The following is a 22,539-nucleotide window of genomic DNA, read 5'->3' as shown; positions in this document are numbered from 1 at the left end:
ATGATAAAGTTAGACAATATATACTGGAAATACAAACACTTTTCTTTAGAGATAGATGATTTGACACTGCAAACGGGAATCACCATTTTAGTCGGTAATAACGGTTCTGGAAAGTCCACTCTTTTGCATCTCCTGGCAACCGCTACACGGGCGCCACGGGGGACCATTCTTTACCACGAGGACACGATGGACTCCGCACTGGCATCAGTCAGAAGTAGCATTGGTTTTGTGCCGACAGGAATTGAACTATATCCGGATTTCACTCCACTAAAATTATTAATGTATATGGCACAGCTTAAAGGCCTCGGAAAAGACTTTTCCATACGTCAAATTGACGAATTACTGAAAGTTTTTCATCTGGAGGATGTTAAAAAAAAGAAAGTAAAAAAACTTTCCCAAGGAATGCAACAGCGTTTAGCGTTGGCACAGGCATTTCTAGGCAAACCTAAATACATTTTTTTGGATGAGCCTCTTAACTTCCTAGATATTCATGAGAGAAAAAGTTTATTAAACTATGTGGCAAAACTTGCCCCATATTGCGTCATTCTTGTTGCTACCCATGAGTTAAATGAGTGGGAACCAGTGTGCAACAGAGTTCTATGGATGTATCAAGGAAAAGTCGTCTATTCAGGCAGCAAACTAATGTGGAAACATCAACTCCCATTAAAAGTTTGGACCGGTGAGCTGGAGGACAGCTTATACCATCACTTTTCAGATCAGCACCTTATCGTTTATGCAGGCCGTGTGAAAGATAAGCTCACAGTCAGGTGTGCAAGTACCACAAAGCCTGTATTTGACTTTATAGAATCACAACCTACCATGGAAGATGCTTTCTTTATTAGAAAATATACAAAAGAAGCTAAAGGTAACTAGCTTCTTTTTTCTTTCCATGCAGTCTCTATCGCTGTTACACAAGTTTCACATATTCCCAATATCTTTGTAATGGTGTGGTATTGTATAATAATATTGGGGGAATATTTTTTCTTTGTGAAACCAGCCTTTTTTAAAGGAGTATTAGAGAATGATAAATTTTTTCAAAAAACTGGATTGGTTACTGTTAACAGCTATCGTGTTGTTATGTATATACGGTTTAATCATGATTTACAGTGCCGGAATGTTGCTAGGTTATGAGCTTCATGAGGACTACGCTTATTTCTTTAATCGTCAGAAAACTTGGCTGTATTTAGGAATACCTGTTTTCATTGCTGCTATCATTACTCCTTACAAATTATATGACAAAATGACTCCCTTACTGGTGGGAGGAACTTTACTTGCACTATTACTTGTACTTGTTCCGTTTATTGGAAACGAAGTGAATGGAGCAAGAAGCTGGTTCCAGTTAGGTAGTATAAGTGTGCAACCTTCTGAAATTGCCAAGCTAGTAATGATTATTTATTTTGCGAGGGTTTATGCAAGAAAACAGCCATATATCCATCAATTTGGTAAAGGCGTTGCCCCTCCATTGGCAGTAGTAGTATTAGTATTTTTCCTGATTATCCTTCAACCGGATGTTGGTACGGGCTCAATGATTATCATTGCATGCGGAGCAATCCTCATATGTTCAGGGGCTAGGCTAAAACATATCCTTTTACTCGGATCTGTAGCAGCCTTGGCAATCTTCATTCTTGCCAAAACCGCTAGTTACCGCTGGGCAAGGATTACATCTTTCATTGATCCTTTCGGAGATGCATCAGATACAGGTTTCCAACTGGTAGAATCCTTTATCGCCATAGGCAATGGCGGTCTATTAGGAAGAGGGTTGGCGCAAGGGGTACATAAACTGGGTTATCTTCCAGAGGCTCATACAGATTTTATCCTTGCAGTTATTTCAGAGGAACTTGGGATTTTTGGAATATTGACATTGTTTTTACTGTATGGAATCGTTCTAGTAAGAGGTGTTCGAGTCGGGGTTTCCCTAAAGGATCCCTTTGGCAAATTATTAGCGTTCGGAATCACCTTCCAAATCAGCAGCCAGGTGTTCTTTAATGCTGGAGCAGTTAGCGGATTATTGCCTATCACGGGTATCACACTTCCTTTCATCAGTTATGGAGGGTCTTCCCTGCTTATCACCATTTTTGCAGCAGGTATTCTAGTTCACCTATCGAAACATGCCACCATCGCGAGAGAAGCTAGAGAGGAGACAGATACATCATGGGGACAGAAAATAACAAGCTAGAGTATAGTCGGATCGATTATACTTTGTTATTTCTGCTGTTTTTGCTATTCATTATCAGTTTAGTAGCTGTTTATAGTGCATCGGGTCAATACTTCGTCAATGATCCGTATTATTTCGTAAAACGGCAGATTATTTGGTACATACTCGGGGTAGGAATTATGTTTTCCATTATGTTCTTTGACTACGAACTATTGGAAAATTTAGCCTTACCCTTTTATTTTTTGGGAATCAGTCTCTTGATTGCTGTTCATTTATTCGGGACAGTCAGAAATGGATCTCAACGGTGGATCAACCTTGGGGGATTTTTGTTACAGCCTTCTGAGTTCATGAAAATATTCCTTCTAATCGTGCTTGCAGGAGTAATATATAAATGGGCTAAAGAGAAACATGAATTAGATAATAAAACCCCACTTAGTGTTGTCATTAAGATTATGGTCTATTCACTGCCTCCCTTTGGCTTGATTCTCCTACAGCCCGATTTAGGAACAGCACTTGTTATTGCAGCTATCATGGTAACCATGATATTTATCAGTGGGACTTCCTGGAGGATACTTACCTTACTTGCAGGAACCATTCTTGCTGGCTTGACGACACTTGTTTATCTGCATAACAATCACATAGAGTTGTTCTCAAAGTTTATCAAGCCTCACCAACTTGAGCGTATATATGGATGGTTAAGTAGAGAAGAATACTCCTCTTCCTATGGTTTTCAGCTAACGGAAGCTTTGAAAGGAATAGGTTCTGGTCAAGTATCTGGAAGGGGCTTATTAGAAGGTGTTCAGTCTCAGAGTGGACGGATACCTGAGGTTCAGACAGACTTTATTTTCGCCCTCATTGGAGAGGAATTCGGGTTTATCGGCGCTACTCTTGTAATCTCTATTTACTTCATTCTAATCTATCGCTTAATTATTATTGCCATAAGCTGCGATAATCCTTACGGTACCTATTTGGTGACAGGCGTCATTGGCCTCTTGGCATTTCAGATCTTCCAAAACATTGCCATGACCATCGGCTTAATGCCAATAACAGGCCTTGCCCTTCCATTTATGAGTTACGGAGGAAGTGCCTTGCTAACAAATATGATAGCAATGGGAATTGTCATGAGTGTCAAATACAGAACAAAGAGATTTATGTTTAACTAAAAAAACATCTCATCTTTAGTTAGATGAGGTGTTTTTTTAGTAAGTTATGAGTATGTTTGTTTCAAAGAGTTTTTTAGCTGTTGATTGGAGCAAAAGGCGAAGACTCCTAAGGGAGATAGCGGTAGCTTGAGACCCCACAGGCGAAGCCGAGGAGGCTCAAGCACCGCCCCTAGGAAAGCGAAGCCTTTTGCGGAAATCAACAGCGGTGTTTAACAGATTTTTACGAAATTTCTATTAAGCTATAGAACCTTTATATGAAAGAGTTTCTAGCTGGTGATTGGAGCAAAAGGCGTAGACTCCTGAGGGAGATAGCGGTAGCTTGAGACCCCACAGGCGAAGCCGAGGAGGCTCAAGCACCGCCCCTAGGAAAGCGAAGCCATTTGCGGAAATCAACAGCGGTGTTTATAAGATTTTTATTGAAATAGAAAAAAACAGTGCTTCTCTTTTAAAACACTGTCCAAACTGAATTATGAAAGTATCATAGCTTATTCCTTCGGTGCACCCAACCGCTTCTCCAACTGATCGATCCGCTCCAACAACTTCTGATTCTGCTCCTGTAACTCCTGATTCACACCCCTGGAAGAAAAATAAGGATCCGTTTCCCACCAGTCCATCCCAATCTCCTTCGCCTTATCAACAGACGCCACAAGCAATCTAATCTTTATAGTCAATAACTCCACATCAGCAAGACCAATCTTGATATCTCCTGCAATGACAACACCTTTGTCGAGAATCTTTTCTAACACTTCCACCAAGTTACTGGAATTTGACGGTGTTTGCATTGACATACATAACAGCTCCTTCACACGCTATAAAATTATAGAAGATTCCCTAGCGGTCCCAAATTAATATTTAGATCTTCATCATCTAAGTCGAAAATCTCCTTAAGGTCTTCCATTTTCAATTCCAGATTCATCAATGCCGTCCCAAGCTTTTCAATCTCCTCATCTGTTAAATTGCCACTATCCACTCTTCTTAGTGCATGCCGCTCTATCAGTTGACGCAATAATTCTATTACCGTCAGGACAAGCTGGGATAACCCTTGCTCCACATTATCCGGATCTAACTGAATCCTGCCGCTCTTTTCTGGTCTATGCTCCATTTTGTATCCTCCTCACCGATTATTTTTCGTTCATTGGATTCCATAAGTTTATCTACTGATGTAATTAACAAACGCAAATCCAGGTATATCAAATCAATGTCCGCAATGGAGATGATAAGTTCCCCTCTTAGCACGACACCTTTATCCAATATGACATCTAAAATGTCCAGTAAAGAAACATCTTGATCAGGATTTACACCATAATGCGTTGGCATCTTGTTCCCTTCCTTCTGGCTATAAGTTTGCGAAATGATAACATGGCCACGGACCGGTAAATTCCATTGTGAAACCAAGCTCCTTGTATTCTTTCTGAAGATGTTTCACTTGTTGTAAGAAGGTATCTCTCTTATTTTTATTTAATAGATAAATGCCGTTCCAATTCATATCTTGCTTTCTACCGGACATTTCCTGGCTCCAGTTTTTCTTTACATCTGACTGGGAACACAAGCCGGTCAAACTTTTATGAATTTCATCACACTTACTTCTTTTCACATTTACAACGGCTTCTTCTACTTTTTGCTTCCATTTTTTCCTTTCAAAAAACTGCCTTCCAGGACTTAGTGATTCGATTGCTTTTTCTTGTTCTTTGATGTCTGAGGAGTGCTCTACTACTTCTTCTTTAATTTTTTTATCGTCACAATAGATTTTTAGATTCCATTCTTCTTTTTGCGCAATATTTTCAAAGAGCTGGTGGAATTTAAGACCCTCAGATTCTATTGTTCTAGCTAAATTCTGTTCACTTTTGTAAATGGTACAAAACTTCAGCGGGATAAGTGTATAGCTGTTATGGAGCTTTTCAAGAGTTTCATGATGATGAAAGGCTTTCGCTTGCAACCATTCCATGTCATGATTGACCTTATCTTCAATAACCTCTTCCGAAAATTCCTTTTCATCAATCTCACATAAGATTGCTGTCACTTCGCCTATCTGTCGCTCATATATGTGATGTCGCTCGTCAATCCCTGCAAATGGCTTCAGCGGGTTATCTTTTAATTCTTTTGTAGGTACTAATCCATAAAGATAGAACAATGACTCGTCTGTTTTTGTTTTTGTTTCTGTCATGTTCAGGCACCCCCATTTCTTCTTTTCAATTCTTCAAACATTCGCTGCTCCCTAAGCTTTGCCACTTCGTAACGCTGCAGCAGCTCTTCTTCTTGAGCATGGTATTGTTCTTCTGTGATTTCATCTGTTTCCATTAACATTTCCAATTGAACTAGTTGCTTCTGAATATGATCAATATCATACATTTCCCGGTCCACTTCTTCTTTTATCTTTTCTCCGAGTTTCACTAACGCACCTATGGGGCCAGTAAGAAGTTTATGGATCATTAAGCTTCCTTCGCCTTCAATTTAATATCAATAAAATTGTAAGCAGGCCATGGACCGGTATATTTAAATTCTACTTTGTCCTGCCACATTTCATAGATTTTATTTACCAATTCATCAAACTCTTCCTCATGGTCTCTGTCTATCAAGAAACTTGCATTGATTAGCATCTTGCCTCCAATTGTTTCGTTTTGCTTCGCTGAAACGGCTTTTTCTGCTAATGGCAAGAAAACTTCTTGCATGCAAATTTGCATTTTCTCCTTCATAAACTTCTGCGCCATATCTCCAAGTTCAATTCGTTCATAATAGGAAGCAGCTTCTGATTTGCCACTGATTTTTTCTTTTAGCTTCATCGCTTTTTGGTTCTTGTTGATTTCAGCTTTCAACCAATCTTCCTTACCGATTATTTTCAGGCCTACTTCTATTTTGTTTTCAATTTTTTTATAGATGTCTTGAAGCTCTGTGTATAGTGATTTCATCAAAAATTCAACATCTGCCTCTGTTTCAAATACATTCCCGAAGCTCATTGGGATGACCGTTGTCTTCTCCATGAGGGAGGATACTACATTTTGATGCGTTAATAGGTTGTCTTTTTTGGGATGATAGATTTTAAGAGGTGCTTTTGTGACCACCATTGAGAATTCTTTGTGTTCAATGGTCAGTAGCTGGCTGGTCTTTCCCTCTAATACCACTTCTCCAAGTTCTACTGATTTCTGTTCATTTGGTATGACACAAAACGTATAATAGCCAAGATTATTTTCCATTTGTATTCCCTCCAAAAGCTTTCTTAAATTCTTGTGTAATAAGCGATAAAGACCTGGATTGCTTTTCATATTCCATCCCTTTATGGACGGAATGCAACAGCACATCCACACAAAGCTGTTTGAAATCCTCATCTTCGGTGCTAAGATCCATTCCTTTTTGCTTCGAAATGGTTGCAATCATAATGGCAGCTCGGATACCTGGTGCGTGCTTGCCTTTATTCAAGCATTTGTCTCTTAGTGCCGATATAAAATTAATAATACGAATTGCATCCTCTTCAGATATATCTACTTTCTGTTTCAAGATTTCCGTTTCAGCATTCTTTTCCATATAACCAAGTTCCATTGTAATCATTCGGTCCAGCAAGGCATCCTGTGTTTTGTGAACGCCTGCATATTCGGCAGGATTGCTCGTAAAAATGATGGAAAAATCCTCATGAACTTTTACCCATTTGTCCTCATGCTTGGACCCATACAAGGGAAGAACTCCTTCTTCAATAACCGATAGAAACAGATTGTTCGTTTCAGGTTTGGAACGCGTAAACTCGTCGTAAATAAGTGTATATCCGTTTTTTACCGCTTCCAATAAAAGCCCTTCCTGGAAAGACTCTTTCATTGTTTCTTCCTTTTTCATGACGGAGCGGACATAATTATCCACTAATAGCTTCTTGGTGTATCCGTTAAAGTCTCCAAGCAGATCTGCATTGGTCATTTCTTCATGCCCTTGAAGTACCACCACTGGCCTCTCTAGTTGTCTTGCTACATGGAGTGCCATGGAAGTCTTCCCTACTCCGGTCGGTCCAGTAAAATGGACGGGGAAACCATTTTTCAAGTAGTCTACCGTTCTAGAAGAAATATCCTCTACCTTGGCATGTGTCACAATCTCCTTCTCCAGCTGTTTTATCATGTCCTACTACCTCCATTGCAAATGGCCCTTACTCGTTGTTCAAATCTATGGAACTTCTAGACCGCAAGCTCCTTCGATTATATGATTCTACTTCCATCTCTTTATTCAGTTTGGCATGATAAACTCCAACCATTTGGTCTTTGGCGTATGCTTTCATGTATTCTTTTTCTTCTATAACTTCGACAACAACGTCCCAGCCCTGATCAGTAGGCTGCACAGCTGTGATTTTATATGGAGGTTTTACAAACTCCGTAAAAAAATCTGTTACCTCTTTCAACACCTTCTTCATGCTCAATGCCAACCCCACCTTTATGGAAAATGGAACAAAGGCACATGTAATATGTGCCTTGATTCCAAAATATTCATTTATCAACTTTTATGCATTTTGCCGTTCTGTAGCCTGTCCGGATAAGTGAAATTCTCCGTCCATTAGGTCATCTCTTAATAATCCAACTGCTTCTGCATAGCGCAACCATGTATCCACACTCGCGATTACTACGCGCGCTTCCACTGTAACCAGTTCAATTCCGACAAGGGATACACGTGCATAGACGTCAATGACGACACCTTTATCTAGAATTCTATCAATTACTTCTGCAAGACTGGATCCATCCGTACTTTTTTGAATAGCTGCCATTTTACTTCACTCCTTTAATATCACTCACATTTGGGATTTGATCGCTACGTTTAACGGAATGCATTCCATTTAAATCATCTGCCCTTTTCACACTTGAATAGGATTTGATTCCACTGGAACGACTTCCCTTTCCGATTTTTTCTTGAAAGCTTTCGCCTGCATCTTTTACTTTCTTCAATCGATCTTTCACCTTTAATAGCGAGTCTTGCACTTTTCCCTGGATGTCCTCTGCCTTATTGTGAACATTGTCAGCAAACTGTACAGTCGAATCATCTAGCGTATCTGATACATTTCGGATTTTCTTTTGCATTTTGTTCTTCGTTTTTTCCTGTTTATAATCCACATATTGTTCCGTCGCTTCTTTTCTAGCTTTCTTTAACAGTTTCTTCTTCAGTTCCTTCAGGTTGCTGCTCCCCTTCAGTTCGCCGAAAAAATTTCATCACCTTGTTGCGACGCTCTTTCTTAAAAAGTAAAGCCGAGCTTGCAGCTACACTTCCGACAACGGCTCCTGTCACCCACTTGTTTTTACTTAGTTGCAATGCACTTTCTTTTACACTCATTTACATCCACTCCTTTACGTAATATTTATTCTGTTTCAGATTATATTCACCCTCTGTCACATCTTTAAACAAAATACAGGAAAAAGGGTACTATTCCCTACTGATTTAGTAATTGATTCCTCAAGTGGGAACTATTCTTTTCTTGTCAGAAATAAAAAAGACCGGGCAAGGCCCGGTCAGTTTAATAGCTTATTATTAGGTTAGTTATTGATTTGTCCCCGCTGTTGATTGGGATTTTTCATTACAATAAGGATTATAATTCAACTTTTCATTTTATTAGCCACTTTTTTCTTTTATTGTCCACTTTGGAAATTTATTAGCCACTTTTTCCTTTTATTGTCCACTTCACGCCATATAAATGCCATTCGACACACATCGACACAATCAATGTTGAGAACGGTCACAGACCGCCAACAGACATTTTTTAAAATTTTTTACATTTCACGAACCCACTGAACAAGTTTTAGGGATAAATGGGTAGCATCCTCTCCAGAATCTAATACAGATTGGAACTCTGTCTCCAATCTCTTCGTCAAGCTCGTATTATCTTCCTCGTAAGGAATAATAGTAGACCATTTTATAGAGGGAATCGCGATTAACGTCTGCTCCTCTTTTTTATTCTCATGAATATACACATTAACCGAATCAACTTCTAAATTCGCTTTTCTAATCTTCATGCAAAAACGTCCTCCTAAACTTTATAATTCATATTTTAGCGAGGCCAACAAAAATATTCAACCACGTCATGTGTTAACCAAATGAATATTGGTGTTGACAACTATCAAACTTTTAGATTATCATTTTATTGTTAACTACATACAACAAAGGGGTTTACATTATGAAACGTTCACTGTCAACATTGGATATTACTTATGCAGCCATGTTTGTTGCCTTGATGGCAATTGGTGCCAACATCGTATCTTGGATGCCATTTCTTCAAATCGGTGGAGTTCCACTATCAATGCAACCATTTTTCTGTGTGTTAGCTGGAATTCTACTAGGATCAAGACTTGGAGCCATTTCCATGATCGTGTATTTATTAGTAGGTATTGCTGGTGCACCAGTTTTTGCTCAGTTTAGTTCTGGGTTTGCAACAATCGTTGGACCGACTGGAGGATTTCTATTATCCTATGTGGTTACCGCTTTTGTAGCAGGTCTAATTGTTGAAAAGAAAGCTCAACCGAATCTTGGCACTTTTATGATTGCCTCTTTCGTTGGAATTATCCTTATCTATGTTATCGGAACAAACTACATGTTTGTCATTCTCAATTATGTACTTGAAATTAGCACGCCTTATGTAGCAGCATGGGCTACAATGACCTTATTTGCTGTTAAAGATGTAGTGTTCACAATCCTTTGCGCAATGCTTGCATCACGATTATTTTATGTCGTCCATAAAACAACTAAAGCACCACACACACGTAAGGCTGCATAATGAACAAAGCCAGGCCGCAAAACTCGCAGCCTGGCTTTCTTGTGTATTTTATAAAATCACCGCAGCAATACAACCAAAAATAATCAGCGGGATATTGTAGTGTAGAAAAGTCGGTACACACGTATCCCAAATGTGGTTATGCTGACCGTCCGCATTCAAACCTGAAGTCGGCCCAAGCGTACTATCAGAGGCAGGAGACCCAGCATCACCTAGAGCAGCAGCCGTACCAACGATAGCAATGGTTGCCATTGCGCTAAAGCCAAGCTCCGCACATAACGGGACAAATATCGCTGCAATAATAGGTATCGTGGAAAAAGAAGATCCAATCCCCATCGTGATAAGAAGCCCGACAATAAGCATAGCTAATGCTGCAAGTAATTGATTAGATCCAATCCACTCTGCAGAAGAAGCAACCAATGTCTCAATATGGCCAGTCTCTCTTAGTACACTGGCAAACCCAGAAGCTGCAATCATGACGAACCCGATGAATGCCATCATACGCATACCTGAAGTGAGGATAACATCGGTCTCATTGGATTTCATTACTCCGCCCGCATACAGGATGATGATACCTACAAGGGAACCATAAATCATTCCATCTACACCAAGCACGTCACTTAAATAGACTTGTGTAGCAAGCGAGATTACAACCGCCACAATTGCAATAATGATGGACTTCTTTGTATATGTCTCTATTTCTTGATCAGCAATAGCCTTTTGTTCGTATGTTCTCGGCTTTTTATAGCTGAAGAAGACCGCGATTAGAAGTCCAATTATCATTCCTGAAACAGGAATTAACATGGCAGTCGGAATAGAGGATAAGCTGATATCCAAACCGCTTTCTTTCATATTCGTTTTTAAGATACCGTGAAAAATACCACCAAAACCGACAGGCAACAGTATATATGGTGCTGTTAGTCCGAATGTGATGATGGTCGCTGTTAGCCTTCTGTCAATATTCAGTTCATTCAATATTTTAAGTAATGGTGGAATTAGGATTGGAATGAACGCAATATGAACGGGAACGACGTTTTGGGACATAATCGATACTGCTAAAATAATTAGTAAAATTAGTACTTTAGATAATTTCTTTTTTCGTGTATCTTCTTTTGTTCCCACAAGTTTGATTGCACCTTCGACAAGTGCATCCGGAAGACCTGTTTTGGATAATGCCACTGCAAAAGCACCCAAGAGTGCGTAACTAAGGGCTACCGCTGCATTTCCTCCCAATCCATCTGTAAAAGTATTAATAGTGGTTTCAACACCTAAACCTCCAACTATCCCACCAATAAAAGCACCTGAAACCAGTGCGAGTACGACATTTATTCTAAGTAAACTTAATGTAAGCATAACCAATACGGCTATGATAACTGCATTCATACTAAAGACTTCCTTTCTTTCTATGTTTCTTGTTGTTTTACTTTAGTTAATTAAATCATTAGAGAATTAGAGTGAAAAAGCATAAAAATAAATTACCATAAATTTTTAATGACTGTCAACGGAAAAGTTAGGAAGAGAACTTGATGGGAAACGCACAAAAAATAATACGCACCCTAATTAGGATGCGCATTAAATACATTCTGTGTAAACAATTAATTTTCTTCTGTTTGGCCAAAACGCTCGACTAACGTCACTAGCGTTCGAACCATTGCACCTGTTCCACCGCTTGGTCCAAGGTCATGTGCTGACTTTGCAGTTGCTGTTCCTGCTATGTCCAAGTGTACCCACGGTGTGTCTTCGGCGAATTCTCCAATGAATGCTCCTGCAAAAATAGCGTGTCCGTCGCGACCAGGTGAGTTGTTTAAGTCAGCTACCTTACTGCTGCGAACTCTTTCTTTTGCGTGGTCAAAAATTGGCAGTCTCCACATTTCTTCTCCCGCTTCATGGGATGCTTCGAGCACTTGTTCAAACCAAGCTTCGTCATTTGTCATCGCGCCTGTCGTATGATTACCTAACGCGATAATTACCCCTCCTGTAAGGGTAGCAACGTCAACAAGGTAGTTAGCACCGTGTTGCTTAGCATAGGTTACTGCATCTGCTAGTACAAGTCGCCCTTCCGCATCGGTGTTTAAGATCTCGATTGTTTTTCCGCTCATGGACGTGATCACATCATCCGGCTTAAAGGCTTCTCCGCTTATCATATTGTCTGTCGATGCAATAACTGCTAGGACATTTTGCTCTGGCTTTAGTTCTCCAATCGCTTCCATTGCTCCTAGAACTGTTGCCGCTCCGCCCATATCTGTTTTCATTCCCACAATACCGTCTTTTGGTTTAATGGAATATCCTCCAGTATCAAAAGTGATTCCTTTTCCAACTAAACCAATCACATCTGTCCAGTCTTCTTTTCCTTGATATTTCAACACAATCATCTTAGGAGGTTCCACAGAGCCTTTGTTTACAGCTAACAAAGCTCCCATTCCAAGCTTCTCCATCTCTTCTTTTTCAAGGATTTCTAATTCAAACCCATACTTCTCTGCAAGACCTGCAGCATGGTTTGCAAGGTCTGTGGCAGTCAGCATGTTTCCGGGCAGATTAACAAGCGTACGAGCAGTATTTGTACCTTTTGCAAACACATACCCTACATGTGCACTTGCCCCGACTTCTTCTTTATCATGATCTGTCAAGAGAACAACCTGGTCCAGTGTCACTTCTGGTTCATTAGATTTTTGCTTGTATCCATCAAATCTATAAGTGGATAATGGAATGGATTCTCCTAACGCATGAGCAGCGTCTAATACATCCACATTTTCCGATACAAAACTATCAAGCGCCACTACAACATGGTTAAGTCTAGATTCTTGAATCGTTTTACCCACTTTGCCAAAAATTTTGCGTAATTCAACGAAAGTTTGTTTCTCTTCACGACCTGTCCCCACTACAAAAATTCTTTTGTATAAGGTTTTACCGAATGTATGTATTCTTGTTAACTTTCCTTTTTTTGCAGATATGTCTCCATCCTTTAATAGCTGTGTCAAATGCCCTTCCAATTGAGCATCTAGTTCTCCCAGTATACCTTCTAACTTGCTATGTTTCTCAGAAAGGCCTACTACTAGTGCTTCCTGTTGATTTGAAAAATCAGCTACATTATGTACGACAAACATATATGTACACCTCCATATTATTGTAAGTTTATTATATCGAACTTAAGGAAATATTTCGAGTTTCTAACCATATTCAAACATGACCAAAATTAGATAAGTTTGTGCTCTAATCATCATTTTGTCCTATATTCACCTTAACAAATTCGTTATAATAATTCATAATAATAAGAATATTAACTATACATAATACTCTACTTAACGTGCTACATCCCGTAAGAAAGGGTATAGTAATAGATACAACTGCAGAGAAAGGACGATTCTATCAGATGGAGTTATTTTCTAATTTTCCTTTATGGGCTGCTCTAGCAGCAATTGGTTTTGCACAATTTGTAAAAGTACCAATTCAATATATTGCCTCAAGAAGAATTGATTGGTCCTTAATCACAAGTACAGGTGGAATGCCAAGCTCCCACTCCGCTGCGGTAACAGCCTTGGCTACAGGCGTTGCATTTGAAACTGGAATGGATTCTCCCATATTTGCAGTAGCCACTGTATTCGCCATTATTGTCATGTTTGATGCAACCGGAGTTAGAAGACATGCCGGCGAACAAGCCACAGTGTTAAACAAACTTGTAGGAGACTTCAATCGATTTGTGGAAGAGACCAAGAAATGGCCAAAAATGAATGAGCAAGAAAAAGTAAAAGACCTGAAAGAGCTGTTAGGACATAAACCTATTGAAGTCTTTTTCGGTGCAATAACTGGAATCTTACTTACCATCGTTTTACATTATTTTGTTCATGTCCTATAAAGGAGAGGAAATTTAATGAGGCTCATATCCATTTGTCCAAGCAACACAGAATTACTCCACTATCTAGATTTGACAAGCACACTAGTTGGAGTGGATGATTTTTCTGATTGGCCTAAAGAAATTTTAGACCTGCCGAAGCTTGGACCAGATTTGAATATCAATATGGAGAAACTGGAAGCCTTAGAGCCTGATTTAGTATTAGCCAGCTTGAGTGTCCCTGGAATGGAGCGAAATGTTCGAGAATTGGAAAAGCGCTCTATTCCTTATGTCGTACTAAATCCGCAGTCACTTGAGGATATTGCCCGTGACTTGTTGACGGTAGGAGAACATACAAATGCTTCTTCCAAGGCAAACGAGGTTGTTTCCTCTATGCGTGAAATTATCCAGACATACAGACAGTTAGCTTCAACCACCCAGGAGAGACCTGCTTTATATTGGGAATGGTGGCCAAAACCAATTTTCACTCCCGGCAAAATAAATTGGCTGACAGAAATAAGTGATTTGGCAGGGGGAATTAATATCTTCTCTAATAAAGACGTGGCGAGTTACCAAACAGAATGGGCAGAAGTGGTGGAGAAGAATCCTGATGCGATATGTATGATTTGGGTTGGTGTAAAAGAGTCAAAAATGAATCCTAAGCATGTGATGAAGCGGGAAAATGCCGAAATAATCAACGCTGTTCAAAACTCCCAAATCTATGTATTAGAGGAAAGCCTCTATTGTAGACCTTCGCCAAGGCTTATCTTAGGCTTGCAAAAACTCGCTTCCCTTCTTCATCCTACTAACTTCCCTGCCTATACAGGAGAAGATCCTTTACTTAAATAACAAAAAGCCGTATCCTCAGAAACCACCTGTACGATACGGCTTTTGTCATGCTATTCTCCGCTTCCCCTGTATTGCTGGCGGAACACCTGCATGCTTTCGTCTTCATTTAACTTTGTCAGCTCTTCTTCGGTCAATGTACCATCGCCTTTTTTGATTATATAAACCTCGATGGTCTGTTTGCCCCAATCATTGAATACTTCATCTACTGTGTCGTAATAGAGATCTATCTTATTTCCTTTAATTGCCCCGCCAATATCAGCGACTACTCCATAACCATAACCGGGTATAAAAAGTATCGTACCTATCGGAAAGACATTGATATCTGCCGCAATGGTAGAATATAAATCCCTTTTAACTTTAAGTCCTGAGTATGTAATTCCATAGCTTGGATCTCCAGGATTTTTCCCTGTTGATTCATAGCCTGCTGTATATCCAGTTGCGTGAACCGTATGTGTCTCGTATTGATCCCAGTCTAGATCCTCAAGCTTCTTAGGCTTCTCTATCGCCTCTTCTGCAGATACCATGGTAGGAGTCGCAGAAAGGAAATTCAACTGCTTTACATTCAGTCCGATTTTCTTAAAGAACCCTTCTTTTTCTTCTTCTTGTTTTCCTTGTCCATTAGTGGCATATATGTTATTTTCTTTTAGCCAGTTGTGAATAGTTGATGCCTCAACACCTGATATGGATTGGAAGGTTACAGATAAGGCTAGTACAAATAGTAAGCCGATAACCGTCCTTCGAACAGTCATTTTCGCTATTTTCATGTGACACACTCACACTCCTCTCACAAGATATTCCTTCCCTGTTTTCAAGAAAAGTATTCCTTTTTTGTGAGAAAAGCTAGTAAACACCTATTTTTACCAAATGAAAATAATAGATTAGTGGAGGAAAAACACACAGTCCTTCTTTTGCATATAACATTAATTAGTGCTTAAAAGTCGCTGTTCCTTTCCGCAAATGGCTTCGCTTTCCGCGGGACGGTGCTTGAGCCTCCTCACAACGCTTCAGGGGTCTCAACCAACCGTTTCTCCCCCGCTGGAGTCTCCGCCATTTGCTCCAATTCACAGCTGGAAATGTTTTAAATGTTACGTTTATGCTTGTTCAGCTACCTCAGTTAGATAACTTATCTAACCCTTATATGTTCTTGTTGATTGGAATGGAAGGAGCCAAGACGCAGGAGGACGGGGCAGGTGAGACCCCTCAGGCATATGTAAAGCCACTGAGAAACTAAAATATCTCGTCCTTGGGATTATTTAGCTGTTGATTGGAGCAAAAGGCGGAGACTCCTGAGGGAGATAGCGCTAGCTGGAGACCCCGCAGGCGTAGCCGAGGAGGCTCCAGCAGTGCCCCTAGGAAAGCGAAGCCATTTGCGGAAATCAACAGCGGCGTATAAACAACAACTTAAATCCTTCGGCGCAAGCCGGGGTCAAGTTGTTGGAACGGAAGTTAACAGGGTTATTTACTTTCTATTTCCAAAAAAAAATAAGAACCAGAAAAGTACCGGTTCTTAATGTAATGTTAAAACATTTGATATCCATTTTTGCGAAGCATTTTAATAACGATACCAGAAGTTATTGCCCCAGCTAAGCCACTCACCAAAATAGTGATATCTGCAACTTGCAAGGAAGCCACCTCTGAGCCAAGTTTCGAAAAAGCACTGCCAGGCTGCCTGAAATAATCAATCAATCTCACATCGTCCTGAGCGATGATCCACACACATACTAAAGGATATATAATGGCCATAATCCAAGACATGCGCAATAACATATTTAAAAGGAATCCGATCCCAAAGAAAAGCACGAAAAATAAGACAACAGATATAAGTAAAATTGGTATATTCAATACCAAGCACCTCCATTACACATCTTTCCTTAGTGTACTGAAAGCCTTGATACGAGTCAATTATTTTTGGCATTCAAACAAAAACACAATCGCAATTGTCCTAAATACGTCATAAATGACCTATTATAGAACGAGCGCGATTGTGTGAAAAGCATCTATAAGCTATTTATTTTCTTCCGCTTCCTCCACAGCAGGAACAAGTTTCAGATCCACCTAGCAATAACTGAAAATATCCTTTACCTGAACAATACGGGCAATCCTTTTTCTCTGTTTGCAGTTGATTTTTCATTCCATATCCCTCCAGATGATTTTCTCAAAACAGAATTTAATTTAATTTTCTGATAATATATCATCCTTTTAAGGTAAAAGGAAAGGGACAAAAAAGGCTGAAAAAGACAATGTAAGCGAATACATCTTATCCAATCTATCTGTTTCTTTCTTTTTCTTAAATTTACAGAATTATTAGAAAAATAATTTGTACGAACTATAGTTAAATATATGTCCAGGATTCATAGTCTTCGTTTCTTTTAAAACAGAAAGATTTGTGAGCTTGGAGCAATAGTGGATGAGTAAAGAAGAGTCAGGATCCCTCTCCAGTTCCTCAAGCGTTTTAAATGCCGCATCAGACAGTTCGCTTTCTTGATAGACTACGTCATGATCTAAGGGAGAACATAAGAACAAAAGCATATTATCACTGATTTTATCCTTTATGACACCAGATCTGACGCCGATTAACCCCTCAACCTTTACGTTGATGCCTGTTTCCTCTAGTATTTCTCGGGCTACTGCCTCGTCTACGGTTTCATTTGCTTCCACAAATCCTGCCGGAAAGGACCACTTCCCCTTTAGTCCACCGTAGCGCTTTTTTACGACAAGCCATTTGCCGTCGTCATCTACTACTATACCCGCAACCGCGAGCCAGACATTTTCTCTTTTCCCCATGTTATCATCTCCCTGCATCTACCTGATAAAGTAATGGTATCAGGAAATATGGCAAAAAGAAAAGCTGCACGTTATAAAATGTGCAGCTTCTCAGAATATATCTTATAGTACGTTGAATTTACCTTTTTTCATTACTAGGCCAGCTCCACCGATCATGTATAGTGCACGGTTGTCGACCATTTTCTTCATGAAGGACGCTTTAGAGCCCCAGATTTTGCGACCGAATACTACTCCGATAGCATCGTCTTCACCTAAAGAACATACCGTTCCTTTTAAGTCAGGAGTGAAAGTTTGTAATTCCCCTTGGCCACGAACCAATACTGCCAAGTTTTTCGCACATACTTCGCCTTGCTGCATCGCAATTTGAGCAGTTGGAGGGTATGGACGGTTAATTTCTTCGTTGATAATTAGAGAACAGTCACCAACGATGAACACATCCTCATGTCCAGGAGCGCGTAAGTAAGGATCTACTTTCACACGGCCACGCATGTTTTCAAATCCGGAATCTTCTACCAAGTGGTTTCCACGTACACCAGCAGCCCAAACGACTGTACCAGCTTTGATTTCTTCCACTTCTTCGTCTTTCGCAACGATAATTCCTTCTTCCGTCGCTTCTTTGATTGCCGTACCGATTTTGAATTCTACGCCTTTGCGCTCAAGCGTGTTTACAGCGTATTCCACTAGTTCCGGATCAAATCCAGGAAGTACAGTCGGTGCTGCTTCTACACACACGATGCGTACTTTTTCTTTAGGAATATCAAACTCCTGGCAAAGTTCAGGAACACGGTTAACCAATTCTCCTAGGAACTCGATACCAGTAAATCCAGCTCCACCAACTACGATAGTTAGACGATCATCACGACGGTGTGCTTCTGTGTTGTAAGTAGCAAATTGATATTCGATGTGCTCACGGATCTTACGAGCAACATTTAAGTTTGCAATCGTGAACGCATGCTCTTTCAAGCCCTTGATGCCAAAAGTCTCTGCTTCATAACCAAGACCAACCACTAGATAGTCGTAAGAGATTTCTCCGCCTTTAGTCAAAGCAACAGTTTTTGCTTCACGGTTGATGCCTGTCACTGTATCGTGTAAGAAATGAATCTTGCTGCGATCAATTACATCAGAGATTTTGTAACGCGTACGATCAGCCGGCAACGTTCCAGCGGAAGCTTCGTGTAACCATGTAGACTCATAATGGTAATCGTTTTTGTTTACCAACGTAATATCGGCTTCATTGACACCGATCATTTTTTGCAGACGAACAGCCGTTACAAGTCCACCGTAACCAGCACCCAAAATAACTATACTTGGCTTTTTCAAATGAATCACACCTTTTATATTGAAATTTTTAATAAAATAATTATGAAGACATGAAACAAATCTCACTGTACCTATTCTTACTATCCACTATTAAGTTAAAATTTATTAGAAATAAATGATTGTGAAATACTTCACGAATACGGACGGCAAAAAAGTGCGAAATTTGTCACAAAGAAACTTAACCTACCTAACATCATATTCTTTTTCCGTCTTTTTTTCAAGACAAAATCATAGTTTAAAAAGCTTTAAAATATTCGGAAAAAACAAATGGTTATGTGCAAAAATTCCTAAATTTCTATCTATTTTCAGTATATGTTCCCCTTTTTCCAAGGTTGAAACAGAATTTGTGAGAAAATTATGCTATGATAAAGAAAGAAAGTAAACAATTGTTTAGGGGGATAGATTCAGATGAGCGAAGAACAAAAAGTATTTGACATCACCATCATCGGTGGAGGGCCAACCGGCTTATTCACTGCTTTTTACGGAGGTATGAGGCAGGCAAGCGTCAAAATCATTGAAAGTCTACCACAACTGGGTGGACAGTTATCCGCGTTATACCCCGAAAAGTACATATACGATATTGCTGGATTTCCCAAAATCCGTGCACAAGAATTGATTAACAACCTAAAAGAACAGATGGCCAAGTTTGAGCCAACGGTTGCACTTGAGCAATCCGTTCAAACACTCGAAAAAATGGGTGACGGAACGTTCAAAATTGTAACGGACAAAGAATCGCACTATTCCAAAGCAGTCATCATCACTGCTGGTAATGGCGCATTCCAACCACGCCGCCTAGAGCTTGAGAACGCGAAAGATTATGAGAACAAGAACATCCACTATTTTGTGGACGATATGAATAAATTTGCAGGCAAGAAAGTTGTTGTATTCGGTGGCGGTGACTCTGCTGTTGACTGGGCGCTAATGCTTGAGCCGATTGCTGAAAAAGTGACCCTTGTTCACCGTCGTGACAAGTTCCGTGCGCACGAGCACAGTGTGGAAACATTACTGAATTCAAAAGTTGAAATTAAAACCCCATACGTACCGAAAGAACTAATCGGTGACGATAACGCAATCAATCAGGTTGTCCTTGAAAAAGTGAAATCTGAAGACCGTGAAGTGTTGGATGTTGACGATGTTATTGTAAACTATGGATTTGTTTCCTCCCTTGGTCCTATAAAAGATTGGGGACTAGAAATCGAAAAGAATTCCATCGTAGTCAATTCCAAAATGGAAACAAATATATCCGGAATTTATGCTGCCGGTGATATTTGCACCTACGAAGGAAAAGTTAAACTAATCGCTTGCGGCTTTGGCGAGGCACCTACTGCTGTAAATAACGCCAAATCATATATCGATCCAAAAGCAAAAGTACAGCCGCTTCATAGTACTAGTTTATTCTAAGCCGGCTATGAAGGTGCAGCCAACCCTTGTGGGAACAGGGGTTGGTTTTTTCCTTTTTATGAAAGGGCGCAATGAATTGTGGATGAAGACAGTTTCAAATTGATATTTGTGCTGATATCGTCTTCATAGTATTGATGAAGACAATTTAGAGCTGATTTCTGTATTCAAATTGTCTTCATGCATGGGATGAAGACACTTTCAAACTGTTTTCCCAGTTCAAATTGTCTTCATATACTATCCTATATAAAATATCTGTTCTTCATTTTCGGTAGCCCTCAAGTTTAACGAACCTGTAACTTTCTCCACCATTCTACGTCTAAACTAGTAACAAACCTAATGAGGTGATCAGCTAAATGAAATTCTTCAAAGTTGTTGCCCTATCCTTTCTCCTCACTATCCTATCCCTACCGTTCTCCTCCTTAACAGGCTACGCATGTTCCTGCTTGCCACCGGGTACACCGCAAGAGGAACTGGCAAAAGTGGATGCCGTATTCACAGGAAAAGTGTTAGAAGTTGATGAGAAATTCAACAGTACAACAGAAGTAAAATTGAGTGTGACAAAAACATGGAAAGGAGTGGACACGAAGAAAGTAGTCATTTACACTGCCATGGACTCCGCTGCATGTGGGGTTAATTTTCATAAAGACAAAGAGTACTTAGTCTATGCTCATTTGGAAGATGAAGAATATACGACCTACCTTTGTTCCAGAACAGCAGAGCTACCATATGCACAGACCGATCTGAAGGAGCTTGGAGAAGGTAAGGAGCCCACAAATGATAAAGAGCCAGAGCCATTCGCGAACTTCTCCATACAAAATGCCGTAATCGGGACTATTGGATTGGCACTTGTTTTGGGAGCTTGTTTCTTCTACCGCTGGAAGAGTACAAAATAATTGAACATAGAAAAAGCACCTCTCAATAGGAAAGGTGCTTTTCTCGTATAATAAGTTTACCAAAAGACAACAATCTTGCCATTATCAAGGCTGATAAAATATCCTACATAATCCCCAAGATCTACATTAACCTCTTCCCCAGTTTCTAGAACGTGCTTAATGCCCTCCACTAGTCCGCTATACTCCTTCCAATCCTCTGTAGAAAAATAATCTATCAATACTTCAGCATGTTCAACCTCTGCCATCGCGGCACCTGTACTCATGGAAAGTAAAATCCCTTCTGTCTCATGATAGAACATAAATCCATCGGATTCCGGAATTCCATATAGATGGGCACCATGCTTTTCTGCGATGGTTATGTCACTTTTAAATCTCTCGTCAAGGATCTTATGGTAGGTATAGTCACCAATAGTAACTGTTTCCACCTGATTTTCAACCTCATCTTCTTTATGGTCAACAGGTTCAGCGGCTGGGGGCTCTTCTCGAGGAGTTTCAGTTGGTTTTTCCACCGACTGTGCACTAACTTCCGTAATTTCTTTTACTTCATTGCTATCTATGGAAAATGTATTAGATGGTATCGCCATACGTACATATTGATTAGAAGGTTTTGTTGAATGAAATTGGTATGACCCACTAGCCTGTATTTCGACTCCTTGACAGGCTGTTGTTATACTTGCAAATCCTAGCGCCGACAAAAGAATAATTTTCATGCTTCTTTTACCTTTCACTGTGACCACTCCTCTTTTTCATCTAACTATATAGACGGTTGGGAGAGGTAGATGGTTTCATAATTTTGGAAAATAAATGCAAAAAACTTGGATAACCTGAGAGGCTATCCAAGTTTATTTAGCATTCTTCCGGCGTTCCTGCTTCCGTTGCGGTACGGAACGAAGAACCACACCCACAGTTGGCAATAGCGTTCGGGTTATCGATGGTAAAGCCGCCGCCCATCATGGATTGTTTGAGAATGTTGATATATCAAGGTTTATTTAAGTTTTTAAGGATTATAAATTGCAAGCATGGTTGTTAATTGCAAGCCTTCACGATTGTTAATGTTGTTAACTGAATTATACCTAATGAGTTGTAATTGAACAAGCAAAAAATCCCACCTTCAATAAAAGAAAATAGGATTTTCTAGTGATAAACAATACACATAAGCCTAATGCCCACTTAAAATGTATAAGGGTTATAGCTGTAACAATATGCAATCAAATTACTATAAATTGAAAACCCGCGTGCTATTCGTTGCACCAATTTCGGATAGTATGTCTATAGAAGTAAATATACCAAGGGGTTTTACTTGTTTGAGTGTTTTCAATACGTGTTATACCTAAATATTAAGATACGGAAAAATGTTTTAAACTTCAAATGATAATCTAAGTTAGACTGAATGTTTATAAAAAAAAAAGCGATATTAATAG

General features: G+C 39.7%; 29 protein-coding genes and 1 pseudogene. 9 read left to right on the top strand and 21 right to left on the bottom strand.

Going from position 1 to position 22,539, the window contains the following annotated elements; genetic code table 11:
* The 3 genes from AAV98_RS10615 to rodA all read left to right on the top strand — a co-directional run bounded on the left by AAV98_RS10615 (position 1) and on the right by rodA (position 3,318).
* Positions 1-873 carry an ATP-binding cassette domain-containing protein gene (locus tag AAV98_RS10615; protein ID WP_060665536.1) on the top strand — a complete coding sequence of 291 codons (873 nt, stop codon included), beginning with the start codon at positions 1-3 and terminating at the stop codon, positions 871-873.
* A 148-nt stretch (positions 874-1,021) separates the two neighbouring features.
* The gene (gene ftsW / locus AAV98_RS10610; protein ID WP_060665535.1) at positions 1,022-2,176 is read left to right on the top strand and encodes a putative lipid II flippase FtsW; all 1,155 of its coding nucleotides are present in this window, start codon (positions 1,022-1,024) and stop codon (positions 2,174-2,176) included.
* A complete protein-coding gene (gene rodA, locus AAV98_RS10605; protein WP_060665534.1) occupies positions 2,152-3,318 on the top strand; it encodes a rod shape-determining protein RodA in 1,167 nt (388 codons plus the stop codon). The genes ftsW and rodA overlap by 25 nt, the downstream gene beginning before the upstream one ends.
* 485 nt (positions 3,319-3,803) lie before the next feature.
* On the opposite strand, the gene AAV98_RS10600 is transcribed toward rodA, so the two are convergent.
* The 12 genes from AAV98_RS10600 to AAV98_RS10545 form a co-directional block, all read right to left on the bottom strand.
* On the bottom strand, positions 3,804-4,106 hold the full coding sequence (locus tag AAV98_RS10600) for a gas vesicle protein (RefSeq protein WP_060665533.1): 303 nt from the start codon (positions 4,104-4,106) through the stop codon (positions 3,804-3,806).
* 29 nt (positions 4,107-4,135) lie between these two features.
* Entirely contained in the window at positions 4,136-4,420 is a 285-nt protein-coding gene (locus tag AAV98_RS10595) for a gas vesicle protein K (RefSeq protein WP_060665532.1), read from the bottom strand.
* Positions 4,381-4,635, bottom strand: a complete 255-nt coding sequence (locus tag AAV98_RS10590; protein ID WP_060665531.1) for a gas vesicle protein — start codon at positions 4,633-4,635, stop codon at positions 4,381-4,383. Before AAV98_RS10590 ends, AAV98_RS10595 begins: the two co-directional genes overlap by 40 nt.
* 19 nt (positions 4,636-4,654) lie before the next feature.
* Complete coding sequence (locus AAV98_RS10585; protein ID WP_060665530.1) at positions 4,655-5,482, bottom strand: GvpL/GvpF family gas vesicle protein; 828 nt, start codon at positions 5,480-5,482, stop codon at positions 4,655-4,657.
* A 2-nt stretch (positions 5,483-5,484) separates the two neighbouring features.
* Positions 5,485-5,748: a gas vesicle protein GvpG gene (locus tag AAV98_RS10580; protein WP_060665529.1), complete on the bottom strand. Its 264-nt coding sequence runs from the start codon at positions 5,746-5,748 to the stop codon at positions 5,485-5,487.
* Complete coding sequence (locus AAV98_RS10575) at positions 5,748-6,509, bottom strand: GvpL/GvpF family gas vesicle protein (RefSeq protein ID WP_060665528.1); 762 nt, start codon at positions 6,507-6,509, stop codon at positions 5,748-5,750. The genes AAV98_RS10580 and AAV98_RS10575 overlap by 1 nt, the downstream gene beginning before the upstream one ends.
* The gene (gvpN, locus tag AAV98_RS10570; RefSeq protein WP_060665527.1) at positions 6,499-7,413 is read right to left on the bottom strand and encodes a gas vesicle protein GvpN; all 915 of its coding nucleotides are present in this window, start codon (positions 7,411-7,413) and stop codon (positions 6,499-6,501) included. Before gvpN ends, AAV98_RS10575 begins: the two co-directional genes overlap by 11 nt.
* 28 nt (positions 7,414-7,441) lie before the next feature.
* Positions 7,442-7,702 carry a gas vesicle protein GvpO gene (gene gvpO / locus AAV98_RS10565; protein ID WP_226682309.1) on the bottom strand — a complete coding sequence of 87 codons (261 nt, stop codon included), beginning with the start codon at positions 7,700-7,702 and terminating at the stop codon, positions 7,442-7,444.
* 87 nt (positions 7,703-7,789) lie between these two features.
* Positions 7,790-8,050 carry a gas vesicle structural protein GvpA gene (gene gvpA, locus AAV98_RS10560; RefSeq protein ID WP_060665525.1) on the bottom strand — a complete coding sequence of 87 codons (261 nt, stop codon included), beginning with the start codon at positions 8,048-8,050 and terminating at the stop codon, positions 7,790-7,792.
* 1 nt (position 8,051) lies between these two features.
* Positions 8,052-8,360 carry a hypothetical protein gene (locus tag AAV98_RS10555; protein ID WP_156317736.1) on the bottom strand — a complete coding sequence of 103 codons (309 nt, stop codon included), beginning with the start codon at positions 8,358-8,360 and terminating at the stop codon, positions 8,052-8,054.
* Between the two features lie 55 nt (positions 8,361-8,415).
* On the bottom strand, positions 8,416-8,610 hold the full coding sequence (locus AAV98_RS10550; RefSeq protein ID WP_060665523.1) for a hypothetical protein: 195 nt from the start codon (positions 8,608-8,610) through the stop codon (positions 8,416-8,418).
* Positions 8,611-9,044: 434 nt separating this feature from the next.
* The gene (locus AAV98_RS10545) at positions 9,045-9,287 is read right to left on the bottom strand and encodes a YueH family protein (RefSeq protein WP_060665522.1); all 243 of its coding nucleotides are present in this window, start codon (positions 9,285-9,287) and stop codon (positions 9,045-9,047) included.
* Positions 9,288-9,448: 161 nt separating this feature from the next.
* On the opposite strand from AAV98_RS10545, the gene AAV98_RS10540 reads away from it, so the two are divergent.
* On the top strand, positions 9,449-10,045 hold the full coding sequence (locus AAV98_RS10540; RefSeq protein ID WP_060665521.1) for a biotin transporter BioY: 597 nt from the start codon (positions 9,449-9,451) through the stop codon (positions 10,043-10,045).
* Positions 10,046-10,093: 48 nt separating this feature from the next.
* Here the strand turns inward: AAV98_RS10540 and AAV98_RS10535 are convergent, their stop codons facing one another.
* Positions 10,094-11,425 (bottom strand): Na+/H+ antiporter family protein, encoded by a 1,332-nt coding sequence (locus AAV98_RS10535; protein WP_060665520.1) that lies wholly within the window; start codon positions 11,423-11,425, stop codon positions 10,094-10,096.
* Positions 11,426-11,637: 212 nt separating this feature from the next.
* Positions 11,638-13,146 carry a leucyl aminopeptidase gene (locus AAV98_RS10530; RefSeq protein WP_060665519.1) on the bottom strand — a complete coding sequence of 503 codons (1,509 nt, stop codon included), beginning with the start codon at positions 13,144-13,146 and terminating at the stop codon, positions 11,638-11,640.
* Between the two features lie 266 nt (positions 13,147-13,412).
* On the opposite strand from AAV98_RS10530, the gene AAV98_RS10525 reads away from it, so the two are divergent.
* Positions 13,413-13,895, top strand: coding sequence for a divergent PAP2 family protein (locus AAV98_RS10525; RefSeq protein WP_060665518.1), 483 nt, complete (start codon positions 13,413-13,415; stop codon positions 13,893-13,895).
* A gap of 15 nt (positions 13,896-13,910) precedes the next feature.
* A complete protein-coding gene (locus AAV98_RS10520; protein WP_060665517.1) occupies positions 13,911-14,720 on the top strand; it encodes a cobalamin-binding protein in 810 nt (269 codons plus the stop codon).
* A 50-nt stretch (positions 14,721-14,770) separates the two neighbouring features.
* Here AAV98_RS10520 and AAV98_RS10515 read toward each other — a convergent pair whose 3' ends face one another.
* Positions 14,771-15,484, bottom strand: coding sequence for a 3D domain-containing protein (locus AAV98_RS10515; RefSeq protein WP_060665516.1), 714 nt, complete (start codon positions 15,482-15,484; stop codon positions 14,771-14,773).
* A 287-nt stretch (positions 15,485-15,771) separates the two neighbouring features.
* Between AAV98_RS10515 and AAV98_RS10510 the strand changes: the two genes are divergently transcribed.
* Positions 15,772-15,951 (top strand): hypothetical protein, encoded by a 180-nt coding sequence (locus AAV98_RS10510; protein ID WP_060665515.1) that lies wholly within the window; start codon positions 15,772-15,774, stop codon positions 15,949-15,951.
* 287 nt (positions 15,952-16,238) lie between these two features.
* On the opposite strand, the gene AAV98_RS10505 is transcribed toward AAV98_RS10510, so the two are convergent.
* The 4 genes from AAV98_RS10505 to AAV98_RS10495 all read right to left on the bottom strand — a co-directional run bounded on the left by AAV98_RS10505 (position 16,239) and on the right by AAV98_RS10495 (position 18,833).
* Positions 16,239-16,568 carry a YuiB family protein gene (locus tag AAV98_RS10505; protein ID WP_060665514.1) on the bottom strand — a complete coding sequence of 110 codons (330 nt, stop codon included), beginning with the start codon at positions 16,566-16,568 and terminating at the stop codon, positions 16,239-16,241.
* A 160-nt stretch (positions 16,569-16,728) separates the two neighbouring features.
* Positions 16,729-16,851 carry a YuiA family protein gene (locus tag AAV98_RS20590; protein ID WP_157860702.1) on the bottom strand — a complete coding sequence of 41 codons (123 nt, stop codon included), beginning with the start codon at positions 16,849-16,851 and terminating at the stop codon, positions 16,729-16,731.
* 173 nt (positions 16,852-17,024) lie between these two features.
* The gene (locus AAV98_RS10500; RefSeq protein ID WP_060665513.1) at positions 17,025-17,504 is read right to left on the bottom strand and encodes an NUDIX hydrolase; all 480 of its coding nucleotides are present in this window, start codon (positions 17,502-17,504) and stop codon (positions 17,025-17,027) included.
* A 102-nt stretch (positions 17,505-17,606) separates the two neighbouring features.
* Positions 17,607-18,833 (bottom strand): NAD(P)/FAD-dependent oxidoreductase, encoded by a 1,227-nt coding sequence (locus AAV98_RS10495; RefSeq protein ID WP_060665617.1) that lies wholly within the window; start codon positions 18,831-18,833, stop codon positions 17,607-17,609.
* 399 nt (positions 18,834-19,232) lie between these two features.
* On the opposite strand from AAV98_RS10495, the gene AAV98_RS10490 reads away from it, so the two are divergent.
* Entirely contained in the window at positions 19,233-20,225 is a 993-nt protein-coding gene (locus tag AAV98_RS10490) for an NAD(P)/FAD-dependent oxidoreductase (RefSeq protein WP_060665512.1), read from the top strand.
* A 353-nt stretch (positions 20,226-20,578) separates the two neighbouring features.
* Positions 20,579-21,118, top strand: coding sequence for a hypothetical protein (locus AAV98_RS10485; RefSeq protein WP_060665511.1), 540 nt, complete (start codon positions 20,579-20,581; stop codon positions 21,116-21,118).
* A gap of 56 nt (positions 21,119-21,174) precedes the next feature.
* Here AAV98_RS10485 and AAV98_RS10480 read toward each other — a convergent pair whose 3' ends face one another.
* Both AAV98_RS10480 and AAV98_RS19980 read right to left on the bottom strand, forming a co-directional pair.
* Positions 21,175-21,846 (bottom strand): hypothetical protein, encoded by a 672-nt coding sequence (locus AAV98_RS10480; protein WP_060665510.1) that lies wholly within the window; start codon positions 21,844-21,846, stop codon positions 21,175-21,177.
* A 118-nt stretch (positions 21,847-21,964) separates the two neighbouring features.
* Positions 21,965-22,081, bottom strand: a pseudogene (locus AAV98_RS19980) (iron-sulfur cluster assembly accessory protein); the annotation flags it as partial.
* Positions 22,082-22,539 lie beyond the last annotated feature (458 nt).

This window comes from Bacillus sp. CHD6a, from assembly GCF_001293645.1.
In the GTDB taxonomy this organism is placed as follows: Bacteria; Bacillota; Bacilli; order Bacillales; family Bacillaceae_I; genus Sutcliffiella_A.
Note: the sequence above shows the minus strand (reverse complement) of the source record. Positions and strands in the feature narration are given on the sequence as shown.